We start from the raw sequence: 17,731 nt of genomic DNA on the forward strand, positions 1-17,731 counted from the left end.
AAGAGACCGTCTCAAAAGTGAGATGGTCTCTTTTTATTTTTATTGTTGATGATTAATCATTCAGCTTTAATACAGCCATGAACGCGGATTGCGGTACTTCTACTCTACCAATCTGCTTCATTTTCTTCTTACCTTCTTTCTGCTTTTCCAATAGCTTACGCTTTCTGGAAATATCTCCTCCGTAACATTTTGCGGTAACGTCTTTTCTTAATGCCTTGATGGTTTCTCTGGCAATAACCTTCGTTCCCAATGCTGCCTGAACAGCAATATCAAACTGTTGTCTAGGGATCAGTTCACGAAGCTTTTCACACATTCTCTTTCCAATATAGTAAGCATTAGAATCGTGAATCAATGATGAAAGAGCATCTACCATATCACCATTGATCAGGATATCCATTTTTACAAGCTTGGAAGCTCTGAATCCGATTGGGTGATAATCGAATGATGCATATCCTTTAGAGATAGATTTTAGTCTGTCATAGAAGTCGAAAACAACCTCAGCAAGAGGCATATTGAAAATCAACTCTACTCTTTCTGATGTTAAATAACTTTGGTTAACGATCTCTCCTCTTTTCTCGATACATAGAGTCATTACCGCTCCAACGAAGTCAGATTTTGTAATGATAGAAGCCTTAATGAAAGGTTCTTCTACTCTATCCATTGTGGAAGGATCCATCATTTCAGATGGGTTATTGATCAAAATCGGAACTTCAGGTTCTTTTTTAGTATATCCAAAATAAGAAACGTTCGGTACCGTTGTGATCACGTTCATATTGAACTCTCTGTCAAGACGTTCCTGAACAATTTCCATGTGAAGCATTCCTAAAAATCCGCAACGGAAACCAAAACCAAGAGCTGCTGAACTTTCCGGCTCGAATACTAAAGAAGCATCATTCAATCTTAATTTTTCAAGAGAGAATCTCAATTCTTCAAAATCCTCAGAGTCAATTGGATAAATTCCGGCAAATACCATTGGTTTTACTTCTTCGAATCCATCAATCGGACCGTCTGCGGGTTTTTCAAAAGAAGTAATTGTATCTCCTACTTTTACTTCACGGGCATCTTTAATCCCTGAAACCAAATATCCTACATCTCCACACTGAATCGTTTTCTTTGGAACCTGCTTCAGTTTTAGGGTACCTACCTCATCTGCTCCATATTCTTTTCCAGTAGCAAAGAATTTAATTTTTTCATTTTTAGTGATGCTTCCGTTTACCACTTTGAAATAAGCTTCAATTCCTCTGAACGGGTTGTATACAGAGTCAAAGATCAAAGCCTGAAGCGGACCATCAGGATTCCCTACAGGTGCAGGAATTCTTTCTACGATTTGTTCTAATAAATTGTGAACCCCTTCTCCAGTCTTTCCTGAAACTCTCAAAACATCTTCATATTCGCATCCGATAAGATTCATGATCTCATCAGTTACTTCTTCAGGATTCGCAGATGGAAGGTCAATTTTATTTAGAATAGGAATAATCGTTAAATCATTTTCCAGGGCTAAATATAAATTACTGATCGTTTGTGCCTGAATACTTTGAGCCGCGTCTACAATAAGAAGAGCTCCTTCACAGGCAGCAATTGAACGGGAAACTTCATAAGAGAAGTCAACGTGTCCCGGTGTATCAATCAGGTTTAAAATATATTTTTCTCCTTTATACTCATAATCCATTTGAATCGCGTGAGATTTAATAGTAATCCCGCGTTCTTTCTCCAAATCCATATCATCAAGCGTCTGAGACTGTAATTCTCTTTGGGTAACGGTATTCGTGTACTCCAAAAGACGGTCTGCCAGGGTACTTTTACCGTGGTCGATATGAGCGATTATGCAAAAATTTCGTATGTTTTTCATTTAAGAATCTTGTAATTTGCAAAGATAAAAAAAAGCGAGAGATTATTGTCTTTCATAATCTTAATGTATGAATTTATTTAAAATTACTCTCAGAATTTAGAATATAGTTAAGTACCCGTTTCGTTTTTTTAATCAAAAATATACTTCCCTGTTAAAGAATCCAGATATACATTCGGCATCTCTGAAGTATCCGTATTACTAGGTCTTCTGGCTGGGGAACCGGAATCAATAGCCGCACCGATAAGAGCTCCTACAATTCCTCCCGCCATAGCACCAATCATAACACCGTTTCCGCCAGACGTGTTTACTCCGTAAAGCTCTCCTTTTGTTGCCACTACAAAAAAGCCTTTATCATCTTTTGTCATTTCTAAATATCCTACAGGAGTTAGCTTGTATGCCTTCCCTCCTTCTACATACCCAAATACATTTTCATTTGAAACAATTTCATCTCTGTATTTAACTCTTAAAACAAATCCTTTTTTATTCTTTTCTGTATAATATCCAAATTCCGGTTTCTGAGTATAAAATGATTTAAAATCTTTATATACTCCTTCTTTTAATTCCGTAGTATTATAAGCCTGAATTTTTTTGTTCAGGTAATTCTCGTAGTTCATTAGCTCACTTTCAGGAATTGCATCAGCAATAGGTAAACTCGTGTAGGATTCTTTAATAAGACCTGAAATTGAACTTGAAATATTATTCGCAATATTTTTGGGTACATTAGGAGTCAACTTTGGTTCAGAAGTAAAAACATTATTAATTCTATTCAGGAAATAATACTTGTCATTTCTCTTAATAAAACTTGAAAGCTTAATTTTGGTCTTTCCAATAGAATTTTTATTTTCCCTTTCTATATTACCAACCTTCAGCTCTTCCAGTAATATTACAATATCATTATTTCCTTTTGTTTTATTATCATCCTGAAACCAGTTTTCAATATGATTTTTGAGATCCTCATTAGCAAATTTGATGTCAACCGTCTCCTTATTATAAATTACCGTCCCTATTTCTTTATCAGGTCTGCTATCTATAAATGTTATTGATTTTGTAGTTCCTTTTTTATCCTTAATATTTTGCTTAAGTTCTACTAATTCTGTTCTCTGAGCAGATAATAAAGCACTCATCATTAGAAATAAAAATATTTTTCTCATTGATTATTTTTTCGCAAAAATATACATTTAAGGCTATAATTAAACGGCTCTCACAAAAAGATTTGTAAGAGCCGTCCAACATTAAAAAAATAAACTATTATGGGTTTTGTTTAGGTCCCGTAGCATATTACTTTAATCTACCAAAATTTTCTGGTAAAATATATTCCCCAGTGAGAGCATCAATTCCCACTCTATAGTACTTTGCATTCTGCTTACGGGCTTTTGAGGAAGCAGCATCTATTACAGCACCTATTAAACCGCCTATTAAACCAAAAGCTGCTGCTCCTGTAATGGTCATTGCATTATTCTGTGGAAATAGCTCCTCTTCAGATACCATTATAAAGAAACCATTATTATCTTTTTCAATTTCAATAATACTTGTTGGGATTTTTTTATAGGCAATTCCATTATCGACAACTGCAAAAACTTCTTTGTTTAAATTATCATAATCATCAACTCTTTTCACCCCTTTAATTACTCCATCTTTATTCTTTTTTACCACAAGCTCCTTATCCGGATTTTGTTCCGCAAATGATTTATAATCTCTATAAACACCATCTGTAAAAGGCGCTGATCTAAAAATCGGTAGCTGTTCAGATATTACCTTTTCATAATTTTCTATTTCCATCTCAGAAAGTGGAATATTAAATTCTTTTATATCGTAAGAATCTTTTATAATACTAGATAATTCTGATGATATATTGGCGGCTATTGCCCTTGTAATATAAGCGTGATCTTTCTGATGATAGTCTTTTGAAATTCTATTCTTTTTAAGAAAATAGTATTGATTATTTTTTTTGAGAAAAGTTGATGCCCGCATATCCAAATGCCCTTTAACGGATCTTTCTGTTGGTACATCTTCAACTTTTAAATATTCTAGCATACAGAAATATTGATTATTTCCGCGCTCTTTATTATATTCTATAAACCAGTCTGAAAATAATTTTTCAAGGTCTTCCTTTTCAAATTTTACTTCATAAGGATCTTTTCTATGAGATACAATTCCTATAAACTTATCTTCTCTTCTGTCTAGTAAAGTAAGAGATTTAGCATGATGATTTTTATCTTTTATACTTTTTCTGAGTTCGATAAATTGATATTTTTGGGCAGAAATAAATAGAGGAAATAGGAAAAATAACAGTTTTATTTTCATAGGTGTTTTTTACAAAATTAAAAAATCTTATAAATAATTAAACGGCTCTCACAAAAAAATTTGTAAGAGCCGTCCAACATTAAAAAAATAAACTATTATGGGTTTTGTTTAGGTCCCGTAGCATTATTGTTTCCGTGAGGTTTTCTTTCGTTCATTTTATCTCTCATCATACCCTCAGACTGAAACAGCTTCAGAACTTTCTGGCAGGGAATTACCTGCTGCATTTTTTCTGCATATTTTTTTCTGTTATCCAAAAGCTTCTGCCCTATTTCAAAGCTTTGTTGCAGCTTAGCTTTGGCTTCATCATCTGATAACGTTTCAGGATTAAAGCCTGGATCAAATTGACTTTTTATCTGCTTCTGACTATCAAGATATTCATTATAAAGCTGTGTAAATTCAACTTTATCACCGGGATCTACATTCAGATTATCCATAATCATATTATTCCTGAATTTCTTAAGCAGTTCTTTTCTTTCTTCAGGCGAAAGATTATTGATGACCTCCTTTCTTTGTTTAGGATCCATCTTTTTCCAGTCATAATCTGTTCTCTGAGCATTTAAGCCAAAGCCATAAATAATAAAAAACGTCAATATTATCTTTTTCATCTTTCTTTATTAATTATATAAATCCAAATAAACGTCCTGAGTTGAATTGCTTGCCAATTCTGCAATTTCAGAATTAGTAAACGAATCCAGATATTCATTCATCCTGGTTTCTTCTTTTTTCTTTACAGGTTTTACAACACTTTGTGAAACTGTTTCCTTTTCATTCCCGCTATTATCTCTCAATGTAACTTCAGTGTTATTTTTCTGATTTACAAATGTTTGATTATTATTTTCAACAGAAGTTAAATCTGCCTTCAATGTTTCATATGCAATCTCTCCGTCCGTTTTAGGTTCTCCTTTATTTATAGCATATGTCTCTTTAGAATTCAATCCGTTTTGAATAGAATCATTATTGGAATTGAACACAAAAATTACTCCAAAGATCAGAGCCACTGATGCAGCTACGGCATACATCCAGTTTAATTTAAAGACGGGTGCCGGTGCTTTTTCCTCTGTCTTTATGTCATTCATAACCCTCTCCTGAATATTTTCAAACAAATTATCAGGGACTGTGTAAATGTTTTTACGTTCTAGTTTTTCAATATCGAACTCTTTCATCTTTGTTTCGTCAAAATTATCTTTCGTAATTTTCCTTTATATAATCTTCTATTTTCTGCTTGGCATAGTGATAATTCGTTTTTAAAGTCCCTACAGACATATCTACAATTTTGGATATCTCTTCATAGGGTAAATCATCATAATACCTCATCATAAATACAAGCTTCTGCTTTTCCGGCAGGCTTTGTATGGCATTCTGCAATAAAATCTGTATTTCTTCGGCATCTTCTCCCGCATTATCGGCAACAAGATTCTGCATATGGTACTCCGGATCTTCATCCGTCTTCTGCATTTTCTTTAATTTGTTAACCTGCTGTAGTGCTTCGTTGGTAGCGATTCTGTACAGCCAGGTATACAACTGGCTATCGTTTTTGAACTGGTGAAAATTCTGATAAGCTTTAATAAAAGTATCCTGCAAAGTATCCTGAGCAAGATCTCCGTCTACAATTATTCTTCGTATGTGCCAGTACAATCTGCTTTGATAGGCATCCATCAAGGCACGAACACCTTTATCCTGTGTCCGTGGATTCTGCATCAACGAAATAATTTCCGCGTCCTTAATCTTCATAAGATGCCTTTCATTGTTTTGGATTACAAAAATAACTGAAAGTTAAATTAATTCTTCAATTTTCAATGTAAATATTAAAAATAATATGAGACAGTTACGCAATAAACGTGCCTATATTGATCTTAGAATTTTCTGCATCCCGCTTCCTTTCCCGCTTCAGCTTAAAATCTTATATTTGTTATATGCAAATTGTAATTATCGGTTCCGGAAATGTTGCCTATCACATGGCAAAAGCATTCACTAAGAATGGGATTTCTCCAATCCATATTTTTGGGAGAAACGAAAAAGAACTAAGTAGAATTTCTGAAGAGCTCCATATTCCCTATTCTACAGATCATTTGAAAGATGCAGATTTATATATTATCTGTGTAAGTGATAATTCTGTAGAAGAAGTTTCGAAAATGATCACCAAAGAAAATTGTCTTGTGGCTCATACTTCGGGTTCTCTTCCTAAAGAAGTTCTTACAGGATCATATAGAAAAGCAAGCTTTTATCCACTACAGACTTTTTCAAAATCAAAGGAGCTGGATTACGGAAAAATTCCTTTTTTCATTGAAACAGAAAATGAGGAAGATAAAAAACTACTTTTTGAACTCGCTTCCCAAGTTTCATCAAACGTAATGGAAAGCGATCATGAAAAAAGAAAGTACATTCATCTGACAGCTGTTTTTGCCTGTAATTTTGTGAACCATCTCTTCTCAAGGGCTAAGGAAATTTCTGATTCTCAAGAGATTCCTTTTGATTATTTTTTACCCCTGATTGATGAAACCGTTCAAAAGATTCATGAAATAGAACCCAAACAGGCGCAAACTGGACCTGCTGTAAGAAATGATCTTAGAATTTTACAATTACATGAGCAGTTAATAAAAGACGAAGAAAGTCTTGAAATTTATAAGACAATGAATCATTCAATTCAAAAAATGTATGAGTTATAAAGAGAAATTAAAGGATATAAAGGCATTTGTATTTGATGTAGACGGAGTTTTCACAGATGGAAGCGTATATCTTATGCCAGGAGGAAATATGTCCAGGGTAATGAATGTTCTGGATGGCTATGCAGTAGTTAAAGCATTAAAAAACAATTATTTAATCGGTGTTATTACCGGTGGTAATGATGAAATGGTAAAACACAGGATCAATTACCTTGGAATTCAGGATTATTACCCAAAGTCTCACAACAAAATAGAAGATTTCGAGGACTTCAAAAAGAAGTATAATCTTAAGAATGAAGAAATTCTGACAATGGGAGATGATCTTCCGGACATCCATATCCTGGAAAGTTCTGCTATTGCCACATGTCCAGAGAATGCAGTACCGGAAGTGAAAGGCGTATCAGATTATATCTCGCCGAAAAAGGGTGGCAGTGGTGCTGTTCGCGACGTTATTGAACAAGTGATGAAGGTACAGGGCAACTGGCATGATGATAACACTCAATCTATATAATTGATAGATTATGAAATTACTTTTAGCTTCACAATCACCCAGAAGAAAAGAACTTCTTTCAAGTTTGGGTTTTGAATTCGATGTTGTAAAAATTGACTGCGAAGAAATTCTTCCTGAAAATATAAAAATAGAAGATGCAGCAGCTTATTTATCTGAATTAAAAGCAGATGCTTTCAGAAATTTAGCTAGTGATGAAGTTTTACTGACCGCTGATACTGTGGTTGCCATTGACAATCAGATACTGGGAAAACCGAAGGATAAAACGGATGCTCAAAATATGCTTCGAAGTCTTTCCGGAAGAACCCATCAGGTTTATACAGGAATCACCATTAAAACTACTGATAAAATTTTTACAGAGACTGATGTTGCAGATGTAACGTTGGATCAGATGAGTGATGAAGAAATCCATTATTATATTGAAAATTATAAGCCTTTCGACAAAGCAGGAAGCTACGGCATCCAAGAATGGCTTGGAATGGCAAAAATCACGAAGATGACAGGAAGTTTTTATACAATAATGGGACTTCCAACTCATATTGTTTATAAAATATTGAAAGAATCTTCTTTAATTTAGATAATAATGAAATTTTATGATATCTATTTAAGAAGAAATAAAATGTTTCTTAAAGAAATATAAATATTATTCATTATAAAATTTTATTATTTTTACAAAATCATCAAACTGCCGATAATAAAAAGCAGATTAGCGAGTTATATTGAATAATGAAAAAGAATATTTTATTCCTTTTAGTGATCTTTCTTGTTGCTTCCTGTGCTACCAAAACAAAAAAGCCAGAACAGCGATCAAAGCTTCTGAAGGGGTTTTCTACATACTACAACACTCTTTTTAATGCAAAAGACGCATTAAACAGTGAGTTTACATCAAGAGATAAAGGACACAAGGACAATTTTTATGCTCCTTATATTCCTATTCTTACTTTTGAAGACCAGCCTTTAGGAAGTGATCTTGGGCAAACTGCTGCTTTTGCTGAAAACTCTATGAAGATGGCTGAAGTGGCGAACAGACCTTCCTCCAGAAACAATTCCGGTATTCCTAATATGCAGGGACCTCCTGGAAATAATCAGACGAATTCCGATGGTAATTCATTAAGTAAAGGAGCTACAACACTGGAAATTGCTGAAGCAAAAGCTTTAAAAGCGATTAACAAATATTCTGTTACCAGAAACGGTGAGGAAAAAAATAAGCAGATTTTTGATGCTTATATGATTCTTGTACAGTCAAGGATCTATCAAAACAAACCTTTGGAAGCTTTAGATGCTCTTAACCCTGTGTTTACCCGCATGAAAGATGACAAAAGAATTCCATTGGCGAGAATTTATCAGGGAGTTGCTTATGATAAAATCAAGGATTATCACAGAGCGCATGAAACTTTTGCTAAACTTAGAGGGGAGAAGATTAATAAGACTTATGCTAAACTTTTAAGTATTTATTATGCTGAATCTCTTTTAGATGCGGGGAAAACTGAAGATGCAGCAAAGGAACTTGATCTGGCTTTTGAATTGAATTCCAACAGGAAATTAAAGAGTAGAATTGCTTATCTGAGAGGTCAGGTGTATGAAAATTTAGGACAGAATGACAAAGCGAGAGAGAGTTATGCGTCTGCCTATAAGTATTCTAATGATTTCGAATTTGAAGTAAAATCACAGATTGCCATCGCAAAAACCTTTAATGGAAAAGGAGATTATAACGGAGCAAAAAATTATCTGGAAAGTATCAGTAAAAAAGGGACGTATGGTTCCAGAAAGAATGAATTCTACTATGCTTTAGGCTTGATGGCGAATAAGGCTGGAAAGAAAGATGAAGCACAGCAGTTTTTCAGAAAGTCTTTATTCGAGAAAGTTTCGGATCCTCAGGTTCGTGGTTTGGCATACTATGAAATAGGGAAGAGCTACCTTGAAAAAAACGATTATATCGGAGCGGGAAGTTATTATGATTCAGCGCTTGCTGTAATGACTTATCAACCTTCAAAAATATTATTACAGGATCAATCTGCCTACATCAAGAAAATCTCTAAAAACTATTATCTGATCAAAAAGAACGACAGTATTCTTTCCCTGGCAAAGATGAATGACGGGCAGAGACAGGATTTTTTCTCAAAATATATTGCTAAGCTAAAAATCAAAGAAGAAAAAGAGGAGCAGGAGAGAAGAAGAGCTGAAAGGAGTAAAGGATTTGATACCGGAGATTATAATGCCAATTCACTTTTTGCGAAAAGTGGTAATGCATTTGAAGATTTTGGAGTGACTACGAAAGGCTTTTATTTCAGTAATACGGGTACCATAAGCAAAGGTACGTCCTCATTTAAGCAGATTTGGGGCGACAGAGCGCTTTCAGATAACTGGCGTTTTTCCAAGAAAATGGCTTCTCTTGACGATATGAAGAATGAAGCTTTGGGAGTAACATCAGCACCTAACCCAAGACGTTTTGAACCAGCTTATTATATTGAACAAATCCCTACAGATCAGGGAAGATTATCACAGCTGAAAAAGGATAGAGATACAGCTTCTCTCGGTCTTGGTATCATGTATCAGAATTACTTTACCAATACACCTTTGGCAACGAAAACCCTTTATGATCTTGTAGATGTAAAACCGGAAGAAAAGGTAATGCTGCAAGCTTTGTATGAGATCTTTGCCATGAACTATGAAAAGAGCCCTCAGGCATCGGAACGGGCAAAACAGATCCTTATGACTGATTATCCTTATACTTCTTATGCTGAATTTGCAAGAAATCCTAAAAACACATCATTTGTAAAATCTTCAGAAGATGTAGAGAGTGAGTACAAAAAAGCCTATGCTTTGTACGAATCGGAAAAGTTTGCGGAAAGTAAAGCTGTGATTGATCAGGCACTTCAGAAATATCCAAAGGATGCATTAGTTCCGAAATTGAACCTTTTAAATGCCTTTAATACCGGAAAATCGAGTGGGAAAGAGGTAATGATCCTTCAGCTTGAACAAATCGCTTTAAGCTATGCGAAAACGCCTGAAGGTATACGAGCAAAGGAAATGCTGAATTATCTGAAAAGTGATCTGGGCTTCCAGCCAACAGACAACAAAGGAAATCCTGTTATTCAGCAGCCAGCTTCCCCAATTCAGCAAGGAAACCAAAATAACAATCAGCCAATGATGAATAATGGGACTCTTAAAAAACCTGGCAGTTTAAATAATAGTCAGACTTTGGAAATGACCCAGCCTCAGAATCCTATTAACAATGCAGGGCAACAAATGGGAACAGGAATAGGACAAAAACCAAAATCAAATGTTCCGGCAGGTGGTCCGGGTGACTCTAAATAAAATAAAAAAAAGCGAAGAATAAATCTTCGCTTTTTTTTATGTGATTATTTTTGATCAAATTCTTATGTCCCTTTTTTCTTTACACCATGGAAATCCTTCAGGTAGAAAGGTTCAAAATAAGCCATATCTTCAAAATCTTTGTTTTCTATTTTCTCAAGAGTCTTTTTGATCAGATACTGTGCAGAAGGATATATATCATCTTTAAAATCAGCATTCGGAAGGTTCAAAATATCTTTTGCTTTCTTGGCGCCATCTCCTACAAAAATTACTTTTTTATCTTTAAATTCTTCAAAAGAGGTTTCATCAAGAATTTTGGCTTCGGTCTGAGACAACTCTTCTCCTGTAGAACCGTCATAAACGGCTGTATAAACCTCCATTCTCCTTGCATCGATCAATGGAACTACCAAATCATAGTTAGTGCCTAAAAAAGGCTCTATCATGCTTTCAAGAGAATTTACAGCTATGAACGGCACTTTCAATCCATAGCAAAAGCCTTTTGCTGAAGAAGCACCAATCCTTAAGCCAGTATAGGAACCAGGTCCTTTTCCCAGAGAAACAGCTTCAATGTCCTTAAGTGAAATTCCAGCTCCTTCCAATGCCCATTCAACATAGGTATGAAGGCTTTCAGATTGTTTATAGTTTTCAGAAACTTCTTCACACAGACACAATAACTTTTCATTATCTGATACGGCTACTGAACAGTTTTTAGAAGATGTTTCAAGATATAGAATTTTCATTTTCTTATTTTAAGCTAAACTGCAAGATTGCTAAAGGCAAAATCGCTTTTAATATTCTGCAAATTTAATCCTTTATTTTGATACTATTTTTTGTAAATGGTTCTTGGTTCTGCCTGAGCGCTTGGGTAAATGCACATATCGGCGATGGTAACATGTTTGGGGGCATTTACACAATATGCAATGGCATCTGCAATGTCTTCCGCTTTCAAGGCATCGTAACCCGCGTATACCGTTGCAGCTTTTTCACTGTCTCCTTTGAATCTTATTAAAGAAAAATCTGTTTCTACTGCTCCCGGCTGAATGTTTGTAACCTTAATACCGAATTCAGTAAGCTCCAGTCTCATTCCTTCAGAAATAACATCCACTGCCTTTTTCGTTGCACAGTATACAACTCCGTTTGCATAGGTTTGCCTTGCTGCAACTGAACTAATGTTTACAATATGACCTGAATTTTTAGTTTTCATAGCAGGGATGATCATTTTAGAAACATACAAAAGTCCTTTTACATTTCCATCAATCATAGAATCCCAATCGTCTGTCTTACCAGATGAAAGAGGATCAAGTCCATGAGCATTGCCTGCATTATTAATCAGAACATCAATATCTTTCCATTCTTCCGGAAGCGAATTAATCGCTGTCTCTACCTCTTCCAGATTCCTAACATCAAATGTTAAACTAAATATTTCGGTAAATTGAGATAATTCAATATTTAAAGTTTTCAGTACTTCGCTTCTTCTTCCACAAATAATGATTCTATTACCTTGTTTTGCCAAAAGCTCAGCAGTAGATTTGCCAATTCCGGAAGTAGCTCCTGTGATTAATATTGTCTTCATAAAATTGATTATTTATTTAATGTAACAATGTATCAATTTAATAATTTCCCAATGTCTGATATATATTGTCACATCGGTAGATTATTAAATTGATACATTTCATTATTATATATTGTATGGTTAATTTGCATCAAATGCCTGAAATGCATCGATAATATGATCAATCATTAAATTTTTTTGTTCATCAGGAAGAACGGATATAATATCAAATCTCACTTCATTCTGCCGGTTAAATTCTTCTAAATAATAATTAGCCGCAGAAACAATAGACTTAATCTTTGTTTTGGTCACAGCCTCCTGAGGCAGCATAAATATATCGGTAGACCTTGCTTTTACTTCTACAATAATTATAAAGTCATCTTTTTCAGCAATGATATCTACTTCAGCCTTTTGAAACCGGAAATTTCTGGACAGTACCTTATAGCCATTTTTCTGAAGATAATTTGCTGCAAGGTCTTCTGCTATTTTTCCAAAGTCATTATGATTCGCCATATTATTTGCTTGAGTATATGATAACCGGAGCGTAGTTTTACTTAAAAATCGATTTTTACTTTATCTCCAATCTTTACCCTAGCTGTACCACCAATTACAAGAGGTCTATTGTCTTTGATGTGTCCATTTGGAAAGCCAAATACTACTGGGAATTTATATTTTGAAATTCTTTCAGCAATCAGTTTGTAAGCAAATCCGTCAAAGCTTGCTTCATAATCTTTATTGTCTTTTTCATCACCCATATTGGTCATTCCACCTACAATAAGTCCTTTGATTTTATTAAAAACTCCGGCAAGTTCCAGACTCATAATCATTCGGTCAAGAGCGTAGAAATTTTCTCCGATATCTTCAATGAATAAAATTTTATCTTTAAAATCGAAAGAATATTTGGTTCCCAGAAGGGCATAAATAAGGGCTAAATTCCCTCCAATCAGTTCTCCTTCAATATCCCCTTTTTTATTTAATTTGTGAGATTTTAAGCTATACTTAGGCGTTTTTCCTTTTAAAAGATCAAAAATAAGTTCATAGCTTTCATCAGTAACTCCGAAACTGGAAGTTTTAATAGTTTGTCCGTGAATGGAAGCAAATCCTTTTTTCAGCAGATAGCTTTGTATAACTGTATTATCGGAATATCCGATGTACCATTTCGGGTTTTGTATAAAGTTTTTAAGATTCAGATGCTGGATCAGGTGCTGGCATCCATAACCGCCTCTTGATGCCCAGATTGCTCCAATTTCTTTATCATTTAAAGCCCAATTAATATCTTTTATTCTTTCCTTTTCTGTTCCGGCATAATTATAACCGTTTGAAAATTTACTGTAAAGATGTTCTCCTAAAACAGGTTCAAATCCTTTACTTTTAATTAATTTTATTCCCTTTTCCAGTTGAGTGGTGTCTACGGCTCCGGCAGGGGAAATAACAGCAATTTTAGCTCCTTTTTTCAAGGGTTTTGGAAAGATAACTTTTTTCATTTCGTTTTTTGGTATTTTACTTCTTTTTTCTCGGCTTCTTCCAGCTGTCTTTCAAACTGATTGAACTTTTTAAAGCTCTGTAGGAAGATAAAGAAACTAAATATAATAAGAATTACGCCAACAACTCTTCTGATCTGATTGGCTAATTTTTGAGTAAGTTTATCATGAAACTGTTTTGCAAGAAAAATCTTGGCAAGATCAATACAAAGATAGGTGGCTATCACAATGCCTATGTATAAAATAAAACTGCTGGTGTCCGGATATTGATTCCTTACGGAAATCACCGTTACCAGCCAGAAAAGGATGACCCCAACATTTAAAAGATTAAAGAAAAAACCATTAAAAAACGTCTTAATATAATTTTGACTAATGATCTTTTCTTCACCAGGCATATGCATTTTGGTTTTTGTTACCAACATTACAATCCCGTAAATAAAAATCAGGATAGAAGTGATCCTGTAAAAACCGGGATGTTTATCAATTAAAGTAACAATATCTGCACTGGCATAGTAAGCTGCTACAATACATAGTAAATCTGCAGTAATCACACCAAGATCCAATGATAAAGCATGCTTTGGTCCTCTAGAGAAACTGGTCTCAATTAACAGGAAAAATATCGGTCCTATAAAAACCAGACTCAACATGAATCCTAATATGACAGCAGATAGTACAAGTTCAAGCATTTAATAAATTTTAAAATGAAAAAAATTCATTCCGTTTTATACAAAGTTATACTTTATGATTTAATTATTCAATAAAGATGTGATATATCAACTTTTATTTTAGCAACTATTTGGACTTAATTTTTTGAGTAGAAGCGATAAAAGAAAATCCATTAAGCCAGAGCAGACAAATAAAAAATCCCCGTTACAAAGAACGAGGATATAAATTTAATTTTCAATTCGCTTGCTATATTCTTCCCAGTCAAACTCAAAGCCTAAGTGTTTGGTTACATAATCAAATATTTCATCAAAATCAGGCTCGTGCTCTTTGGCAAAATCATACCATCCTTTAGAAAACTCTGAGTATTCATCTCCTAAAGCTTCACCTTGTGTACGCATTCCTTTATGTGTACTTGCCAGCCAATATTTTTTCTTTTCATCAAAACTCATTTTGGGGTATTTTTCTTTCCAAAATTTATTCATTGAATTATCAAATTCTTGAATTTCTTTTAAATGATTTACTTTTTTAGAAGAGCCTAATCCAGAAAGATATTCATTATATTCCTTCTCTATTTTTTTATTTAACTCTTCTAGATTCATGTTAATATTTTTTTTAATTAGCTTTATCTCATAGACATTCCTGTAAGTCTAAGATATCCTTTTTTGAATTTTCTTCTTAATAATAACTTATCTTCACTGTGGTCTATGATTTTATTACTGTCTTCAAAATTGAAAAAATCCCCGTTACAAAGAACGAGGATATAAATTTAATTTTCAATTCGCTTGTTATATTCTTCCCAGCCAAACTCAAAGCCTAAGTTTTTGGTTACATAATCAAATATTTCATCAAAATCAGGCTCATGCTCTTTGGCAAATCATACTATCCTCTAGAAAACTCTGAGTATTAACCTCCTAAAGCTTCATCTTGTGTACGCATTCCTTTATGTGTACTTGCAAGCCTATATTTTTTCCTTTCATCAAAACTCATTTTGGGTATTTTTCTTTCCAAAATTTTTTTTGATGATTTTCCAAATCTTCTATAAATTTACTGAAATTTGATTTCATAGAATTTATTTTCTGATTAGCTTTATTTCATTGGTCATTACTCAACAATCTTAAAGTCTAATTGCTTTTGGATAAGATTTGCTTTCACTACTTTAATTTGAACCTGATCTCCCAATTGGTATTTATTACCATGTCTTACTCCATACACAGCGTGGGTTTTTGCATCATACATATATGAGTCGTCTACTAAATCTCTTAATTTAATAAGACCTTCAGCTCCGTTTTCAGGAATTTCTACCCAGAATCCAAATTCTGCCACTCCGGAAATAACACCTGTAAATGTTTCTCCAAGATGTTTCTCCATGAATTTCACCTGCATGAACTTGATAGAATCTCTTTCTGCATCAGCTGCCAGTCTTTCCATAGAACTGCAGTGTTTTGCTTTCTCTTCAAGTTCCGGTCTGTTTGGAGACTTTCCTCCATCCAGATAATGCTGAAGAAGACGGTGAGCAAGTAAATCAGGATAACGGCGGATAGGAGAGGTGAAGTGGCTATAATAATCAAATCCAAGTCCATAGTGACCAATTGGCTCTGTAGAATATACCGCCTTACTCATACTTCTCATCGCAAGGGTTTCGATCATATTTTCTTCTCCTTTTCCTTTTACATCATGAAGAAGTTTATTCAGAGATTCTGCAACCTTTTTGGTATTAGCAAGGTCCATTTTGTATCCGAAAGTAGAAACAAAGTCTCTTAGCGACTCCAGTTTTGCAGGATCCGGATCATCATGAACTCTATAAATGAATGTATTTTGAGTAATTTCTCCTTTTCTTGTAAGAGATACAAATTCTGATACTTTCTTATTGGCTAACAGCATGAATTCTTCGATCAGGTGATTGGAATCTTTACTGATTTTAAAATAAACTCCGATAGGTTCATTATTTTCATCAAGATTAAATCTTACCTCACTTCTGTCAAACGTAATTGCTCCTTTTCTGATACGTTCGCTACGCATAATTTTCGCTAACCTGTCAAGAACATTAATTTCCTCAGCCAAATCTCCTTCGCCGGTTTCAATGCGTTCCTGAGCTTCTTCATAGGTAAATCTTCTGTCTGAATGAATCACTGTTCTTCCAAACCATTGTTTTTGGATTTCTGCCTGATCATTCAGTTCAAAAACCGCTGAGAAGGTATATTTATCTTCATGTGGACGAAGAGAACACACATCATTACTCAACACTTCAGGTAACATCGGCACCACTCTGTCTACCAAATACACTGAAGTTGCTCTCTTATATGCTTCATCATCAAGGATTGTTCCCGGAACTACATAGTGGGATACATCAGCAATGTGAACACCTATTTCCCAATTTCCGTTTTCCAGCTTTCTCATGGATAAGGCATCATCAAAGTCTTTCGCATCCTTAGGATCAATGGTAAACGTACAAATATTACGCATATCCCAACGTTTTGCTACTTCTTCATCAGTAATACTTCTGTCAATTTTATCTGCATCTAGCTCTACTTCCTGTGGAAATTCATAAGGTAAACCATATTCTGCAAGAATAGCGTGTATTTCTGTTTCATGCTCTCCTGGAGCACCTAATACCTGTGTGATTTCTCCTTCAGGATTTTTATCTCCAGGTTTCCATTCTGTCATCTTCACGATTACTTTATCTCCATCCTCTGCATTATTGAATTTTGTCTTAGGAATAAAGATATCTGTATTGATTGATCTTTTATCACAAACCACAAACCCGAAATCCTTGTGAGCCACCTTCTGAAATGTTCCCACAAACTCTGTTCTTGTTCTTTCCAAAACCTCCAAAACAGACCCTTCCAGTTTCTTTCCTTTATAATGATAAGTTATAATAAGAACCTTATCTCCTTGTAAAGCATCCTTTACATTTTTAGCATGAATGAAGATATCGTCTTCCACTCCTTCAACACTTACGTAAGCATTTCCGCTTTGGTTGAAATCAATAATTCCAGTAAGAGTTCCTGCAATTTTTAGGTTCACAATATATTTTCCTCTTTCTACTTCTTTTATCTTTTCAGATCCTTGAAGTTTATGCAGTGCTTGGATCACAAGCTCTCTTTGTCTCGGATTTTTATAATCTATTCCGTCTGCGATCTGCTTATAATTATAAATTTTTGATGCGTTTGCATTCATGAAACGAAGGATCAATCTTCCGATCTCCATTAGTTTCAAATCATTTTTATGACTTATATATTTTCTTTTTTTTGGCATTTTAATTTTCTTTTAATTAAAAATAATCTTTATTTCTAAGATTACTGTACTAGTTTTTTTAATCAATCATTATCTAAACATTAATAGATAATTTTTGTTTTTTTCAGGATACCTATCTTTAATATATATTATATGTAG

Annotated in this window: 17 protein-coding genes; 4 read left to right on the forward strand and 13 right to left on the reverse strand. The window is 34.2% G+C overall.

Going from position 1 to position 17,731, the window contains the following annotated elements:
• Positions 1-52: 52 nt before the first annotated feature.
• The 6 genes from lepA to BW983_RS10170 all read right to left on the reverse strand — a co-directional run bounded on the left by lepA (position 53) and on the right by BW983_RS10170 (position 5,884).
• Positions 53-1,849, reverse strand: coding sequence for a translation elongation factor 4 (lepA, locus tag BW983_RS10145; RefSeq protein WP_076551861.1), 1,797 nt, complete (start codon positions 1,847-1,849; stop codon positions 53-55).
• Between the two features lie 128 nt (positions 1,850-1,977).
• Positions 1,978-3,000, reverse strand: a complete 1,023-nt coding sequence (locus tag BW983_RS10150) for a glycine zipper 2TM domain-containing protein (protein WP_076551862.1) — start codon at positions 2,998-3,000, stop codon at positions 1,978-1,980.
• Between the two features lie 127 nt (positions 3,001-3,127).
• A complete protein-coding gene (locus BW983_RS10155; protein ID WP_076551863.1) occupies positions 3,128-4,153 on the reverse strand; it encodes a hypothetical protein in 1,026 nt (341 codons plus the stop codon).
• Between the two features lie 95 nt (positions 4,154-4,248).
• Positions 4,249-4,758 carry a hypothetical protein gene (locus BW983_RS10160; RefSeq protein ID WP_076551864.1) on the reverse strand — a complete coding sequence of 170 codons (510 nt, stop codon included), beginning with the start codon at positions 4,756-4,758 and terminating at the stop codon, positions 4,249-4,251.
• A 9-nt stretch (positions 4,759-4,767) separates the two neighbouring features.
• Positions 4,768-5,316, reverse strand: a complete 549-nt coding sequence (locus BW983_RS10165; protein WP_076551865.1) for a hypothetical protein — start codon at positions 5,314-5,316, stop codon at positions 4,768-4,770.
• A 16-nt stretch (positions 5,317-5,332) separates the two neighbouring features.
• Positions 5,333-5,884 carry an RNA polymerase sigma factor gene (locus tag BW983_RS10170; RefSeq protein ID WP_076551866.1) on the reverse strand — a complete coding sequence of 184 codons (552 nt, stop codon included), beginning with the start codon at positions 5,882-5,884 and terminating at the stop codon, positions 5,333-5,335.
• Between the two features lie 182 nt (positions 5,885-6,066).
• Between BW983_RS10170 and BW983_RS10175 the strand changes: the two genes are divergently transcribed.
• The 4 genes from BW983_RS10175 to porW all read left to right on the forward strand — a co-directional run bounded on the left by BW983_RS10175 (position 6,067) and on the right by porW (position 10,642).
• Positions 6,067-6,819 carry a Rossmann-like and DUF2520 domain-containing protein gene (locus BW983_RS10175; protein ID WP_076551867.1) on the forward strand — a complete coding sequence of 251 codons (753 nt, stop codon included), beginning with the start codon at positions 6,067-6,069 and terminating at the stop codon, positions 6,817-6,819.
• On the forward strand, positions 6,809-7,327 hold the full coding sequence (locus BW983_RS10180; protein ID WP_076551868.1) for a KdsC family phosphatase: 519 nt from the start codon (positions 6,809-6,811) through the stop codon (positions 7,325-7,327). Before BW983_RS10175 ends, BW983_RS10180 begins: the two co-directional genes overlap by 11 nt.
• Before the next feature lie 10 nt (positions 7,328-7,337).
• Entirely contained in the window at positions 7,338-7,901 is a 564-nt protein-coding gene (locus BW983_RS10185; protein WP_076551869.1) for a Maf family protein, read from the forward strand.
• A gap of 149 nt (positions 7,902-8,050) precedes the next feature.
• Positions 8,051-10,642, forward strand: a complete 2,592-nt coding sequence (gene porW / locus BW983_RS10190) for a type IX secretion system periplasmic lipoprotein PorW/SprE (protein ID WP_139329255.1) — start codon at positions 8,051-8,053, stop codon at positions 10,640-10,642.
• Between the two features lie 62 nt (positions 10,643-10,704).
• Here porW and tsaB read toward each other — a convergent pair whose 3' ends face one another.
• The 7 genes from tsaB to rnr all read right to left on the reverse strand — a co-directional run bounded on the left by tsaB (position 10,705) and on the right by rnr (position 17,593).
• Positions 10,705-11,379, reverse strand: coding sequence for a tRNA (adenosine(37)-N6)-threonylcarbamoyltransferase complex dimerization subunit type 1 TsaB (gene tsaB / locus BW983_RS10195; RefSeq protein WP_076551870.1), 675 nt, complete (start codon positions 11,377-11,379; stop codon positions 10,705-10,707).
• Between the two features lie 83 nt (positions 11,380-11,462).
• Entirely contained in the window at positions 11,463-12,212 is a 750-nt protein-coding gene (locus BW983_RS10200; protein WP_076551871.1) for an SDR family NAD(P)-dependent oxidoreductase, read from the reverse strand.
• A gap of 120 nt (positions 12,213-12,332) precedes the next feature.
• Positions 12,333-12,704 (reverse strand): YraN family protein, encoded by a 372-nt coding sequence (locus tag BW983_RS10205; RefSeq protein ID WP_076551872.1) that lies wholly within the window; start codon positions 12,702-12,704, stop codon positions 12,333-12,335.
• A 41-nt stretch (positions 12,705-12,745) separates the two neighbouring features.
• A complete protein-coding gene (locus tag BW983_RS10210) occupies positions 12,746-13,675 on the reverse strand; it encodes a S66 peptidase family protein (RefSeq protein ID WP_076551873.1) in 930 nt (309 codons plus the stop codon).
• The gene (locus BW983_RS10215) at positions 13,672-14,358 is read right to left on the reverse strand and encodes a LysE family translocator (protein ID WP_076551874.1); all 687 of its coding nucleotides are present in this window, start codon (positions 14,356-14,358) and stop codon (positions 13,672-13,674) included. Before BW983_RS10215 ends, BW983_RS10210 begins: the two co-directional genes overlap by 4 nt.
• A 207-nt stretch (positions 14,359-14,565) precedes the next feature.
• Positions 14,566-14,937 carry a hypothetical protein gene (locus tag BW983_RS10220; protein WP_076551875.1) on the reverse strand — a complete coding sequence of 124 codons (372 nt, stop codon included), beginning with the start codon at positions 14,935-14,937 and terminating at the stop codon, positions 14,566-14,568.
• A gap of 502 nt (positions 14,938-15,439) precedes the next feature.
• Entirely contained in the window at positions 15,440-17,593 is a 2,154-nt protein-coding gene (gene rnr / locus BW983_RS10225; RefSeq protein ID WP_076551876.1) for a ribonuclease R, read from the reverse strand.
• Positions 17,594-17,731: the final 138 nt, after the last annotated feature.

The organism is Chryseobacterium ureilyticum (assembly GCF_900156735.1).
GTDB classification, from domain to species: domain Bacteria; phylum Bacteroidota; class Bacteroidia; order Flavobacteriales; family Weeksellaceae; genus Chryseobacterium; species Chryseobacterium ureilyticum.

Bases quoted from the DNA above. Each gene is read 5' to 3' on its own strand.
- rnr (WP_076551876.1), bottom strand. From the start codon at position 17,593: ATGCCAAAAAAAAGAAAATATATAAGTCATAAAAATGATTTGAAACTA.
- lepA (WP_076551861.1), bottom strand. From the start codon at position 1,849: ATGAAAAACATACGAAATTTTTGCATAATCGCTCATATCGACCACGGT.
- BW983_RS10215 (WP_076551874.1), bottom strand. From the start codon at position 14,358: ATGCTTGAACTTGTACTATCTGCTGTCATATTAGGATTCATGTTGAGT.
- BW983_RS10170 (WP_076551866.1), bottom strand. From the start codon at position 5,884: ATGAAGATTAAGGACGCGGAAATTATTTCGTTGATGCAGAATCCACGG.
- BW983_RS10165 (WP_076551865.1), bottom strand. From the start codon at position 5,316: ATGAAAGAGTTCGATATTGAAAAACTAGAACGTAAAAACATTTACACA.
- BW983_RS10155 (WP_076551863.1), bottom strand. From the start codon at position 4,153: ATGAAAATAAAACTGTTATTTTTCCTATTTCCTCTATTTATTTCTGCC.
- BW983_RS10175 (WP_076551867.1), top strand. From the start codon at position 6,067: ATGCAAATTGTAATTATCGGTTCCGGAAATGTTGCCTATCACATGGCA.
- BW983_RS10185 (WP_076551869.1), top strand. From the start codon at position 7,338: ATGAAATTACTTTTAGCTTCACAATCACCCAGAAGAAAAGAACTTCTT.
- BW983_RS10205 (WP_076551872.1), bottom strand. From the start codon at position 12,704: ATGGCGAATCATAATGACTTTGGAAAAATAGCAGAAGACCTTGCAGCA.
- porW (WP_139329255.1), top strand. From the start codon at position 8,051: ATGAAAAAGAATATTTTATTCCTTTTAGTGATCTTTCTTGTTGCTTCC.
- tsaB (WP_076551870.1), bottom strand. From the start codon at position 11,379: ATGAAAATTCTATATCTTGAAACATCTTCTAAAAACTGTTCAGTAGCC.
- BW983_RS10160 (WP_076551864.1), bottom strand. From the start codon at position 4,758: ATGAAAAAGATAATATTGACGTTTTTTATTATTTATGGCTTTGGCTTA.
- BW983_RS10200 (WP_076551871.1), bottom strand. From the start codon at position 12,212: ATGAAGACAATATTAATCACAGGAGCTACTTCCGGAATTGGCAAATCT.
- BW983_RS10220 (WP_076551875.1), bottom strand. From the start codon at position 14,937: ATGAATCTAGAAGAGTTAAATAAAAAAATAGAGAAGGAATATAATGAA.
- BW983_RS10180 (WP_076551868.1), top strand. From the start codon at position 6,809: ATGAGTTATAAAGAGAAATTAAAGGATATAAAGGCATTTGTATTTGAT.
- BW983_RS10210 (WP_076551873.1), bottom strand. From the start codon at position 13,675: ATGAAAAAAGTTATCTTTCCAAAACCCTTGAAAAAAGGAGCTAAAATT.
- BW983_RS10150 (WP_076551862.1), bottom strand. From the start codon at position 3,000: ATGAGAAAAATATTTTTATTTCTAATGATGAGTGCTTTATTATCTGCT.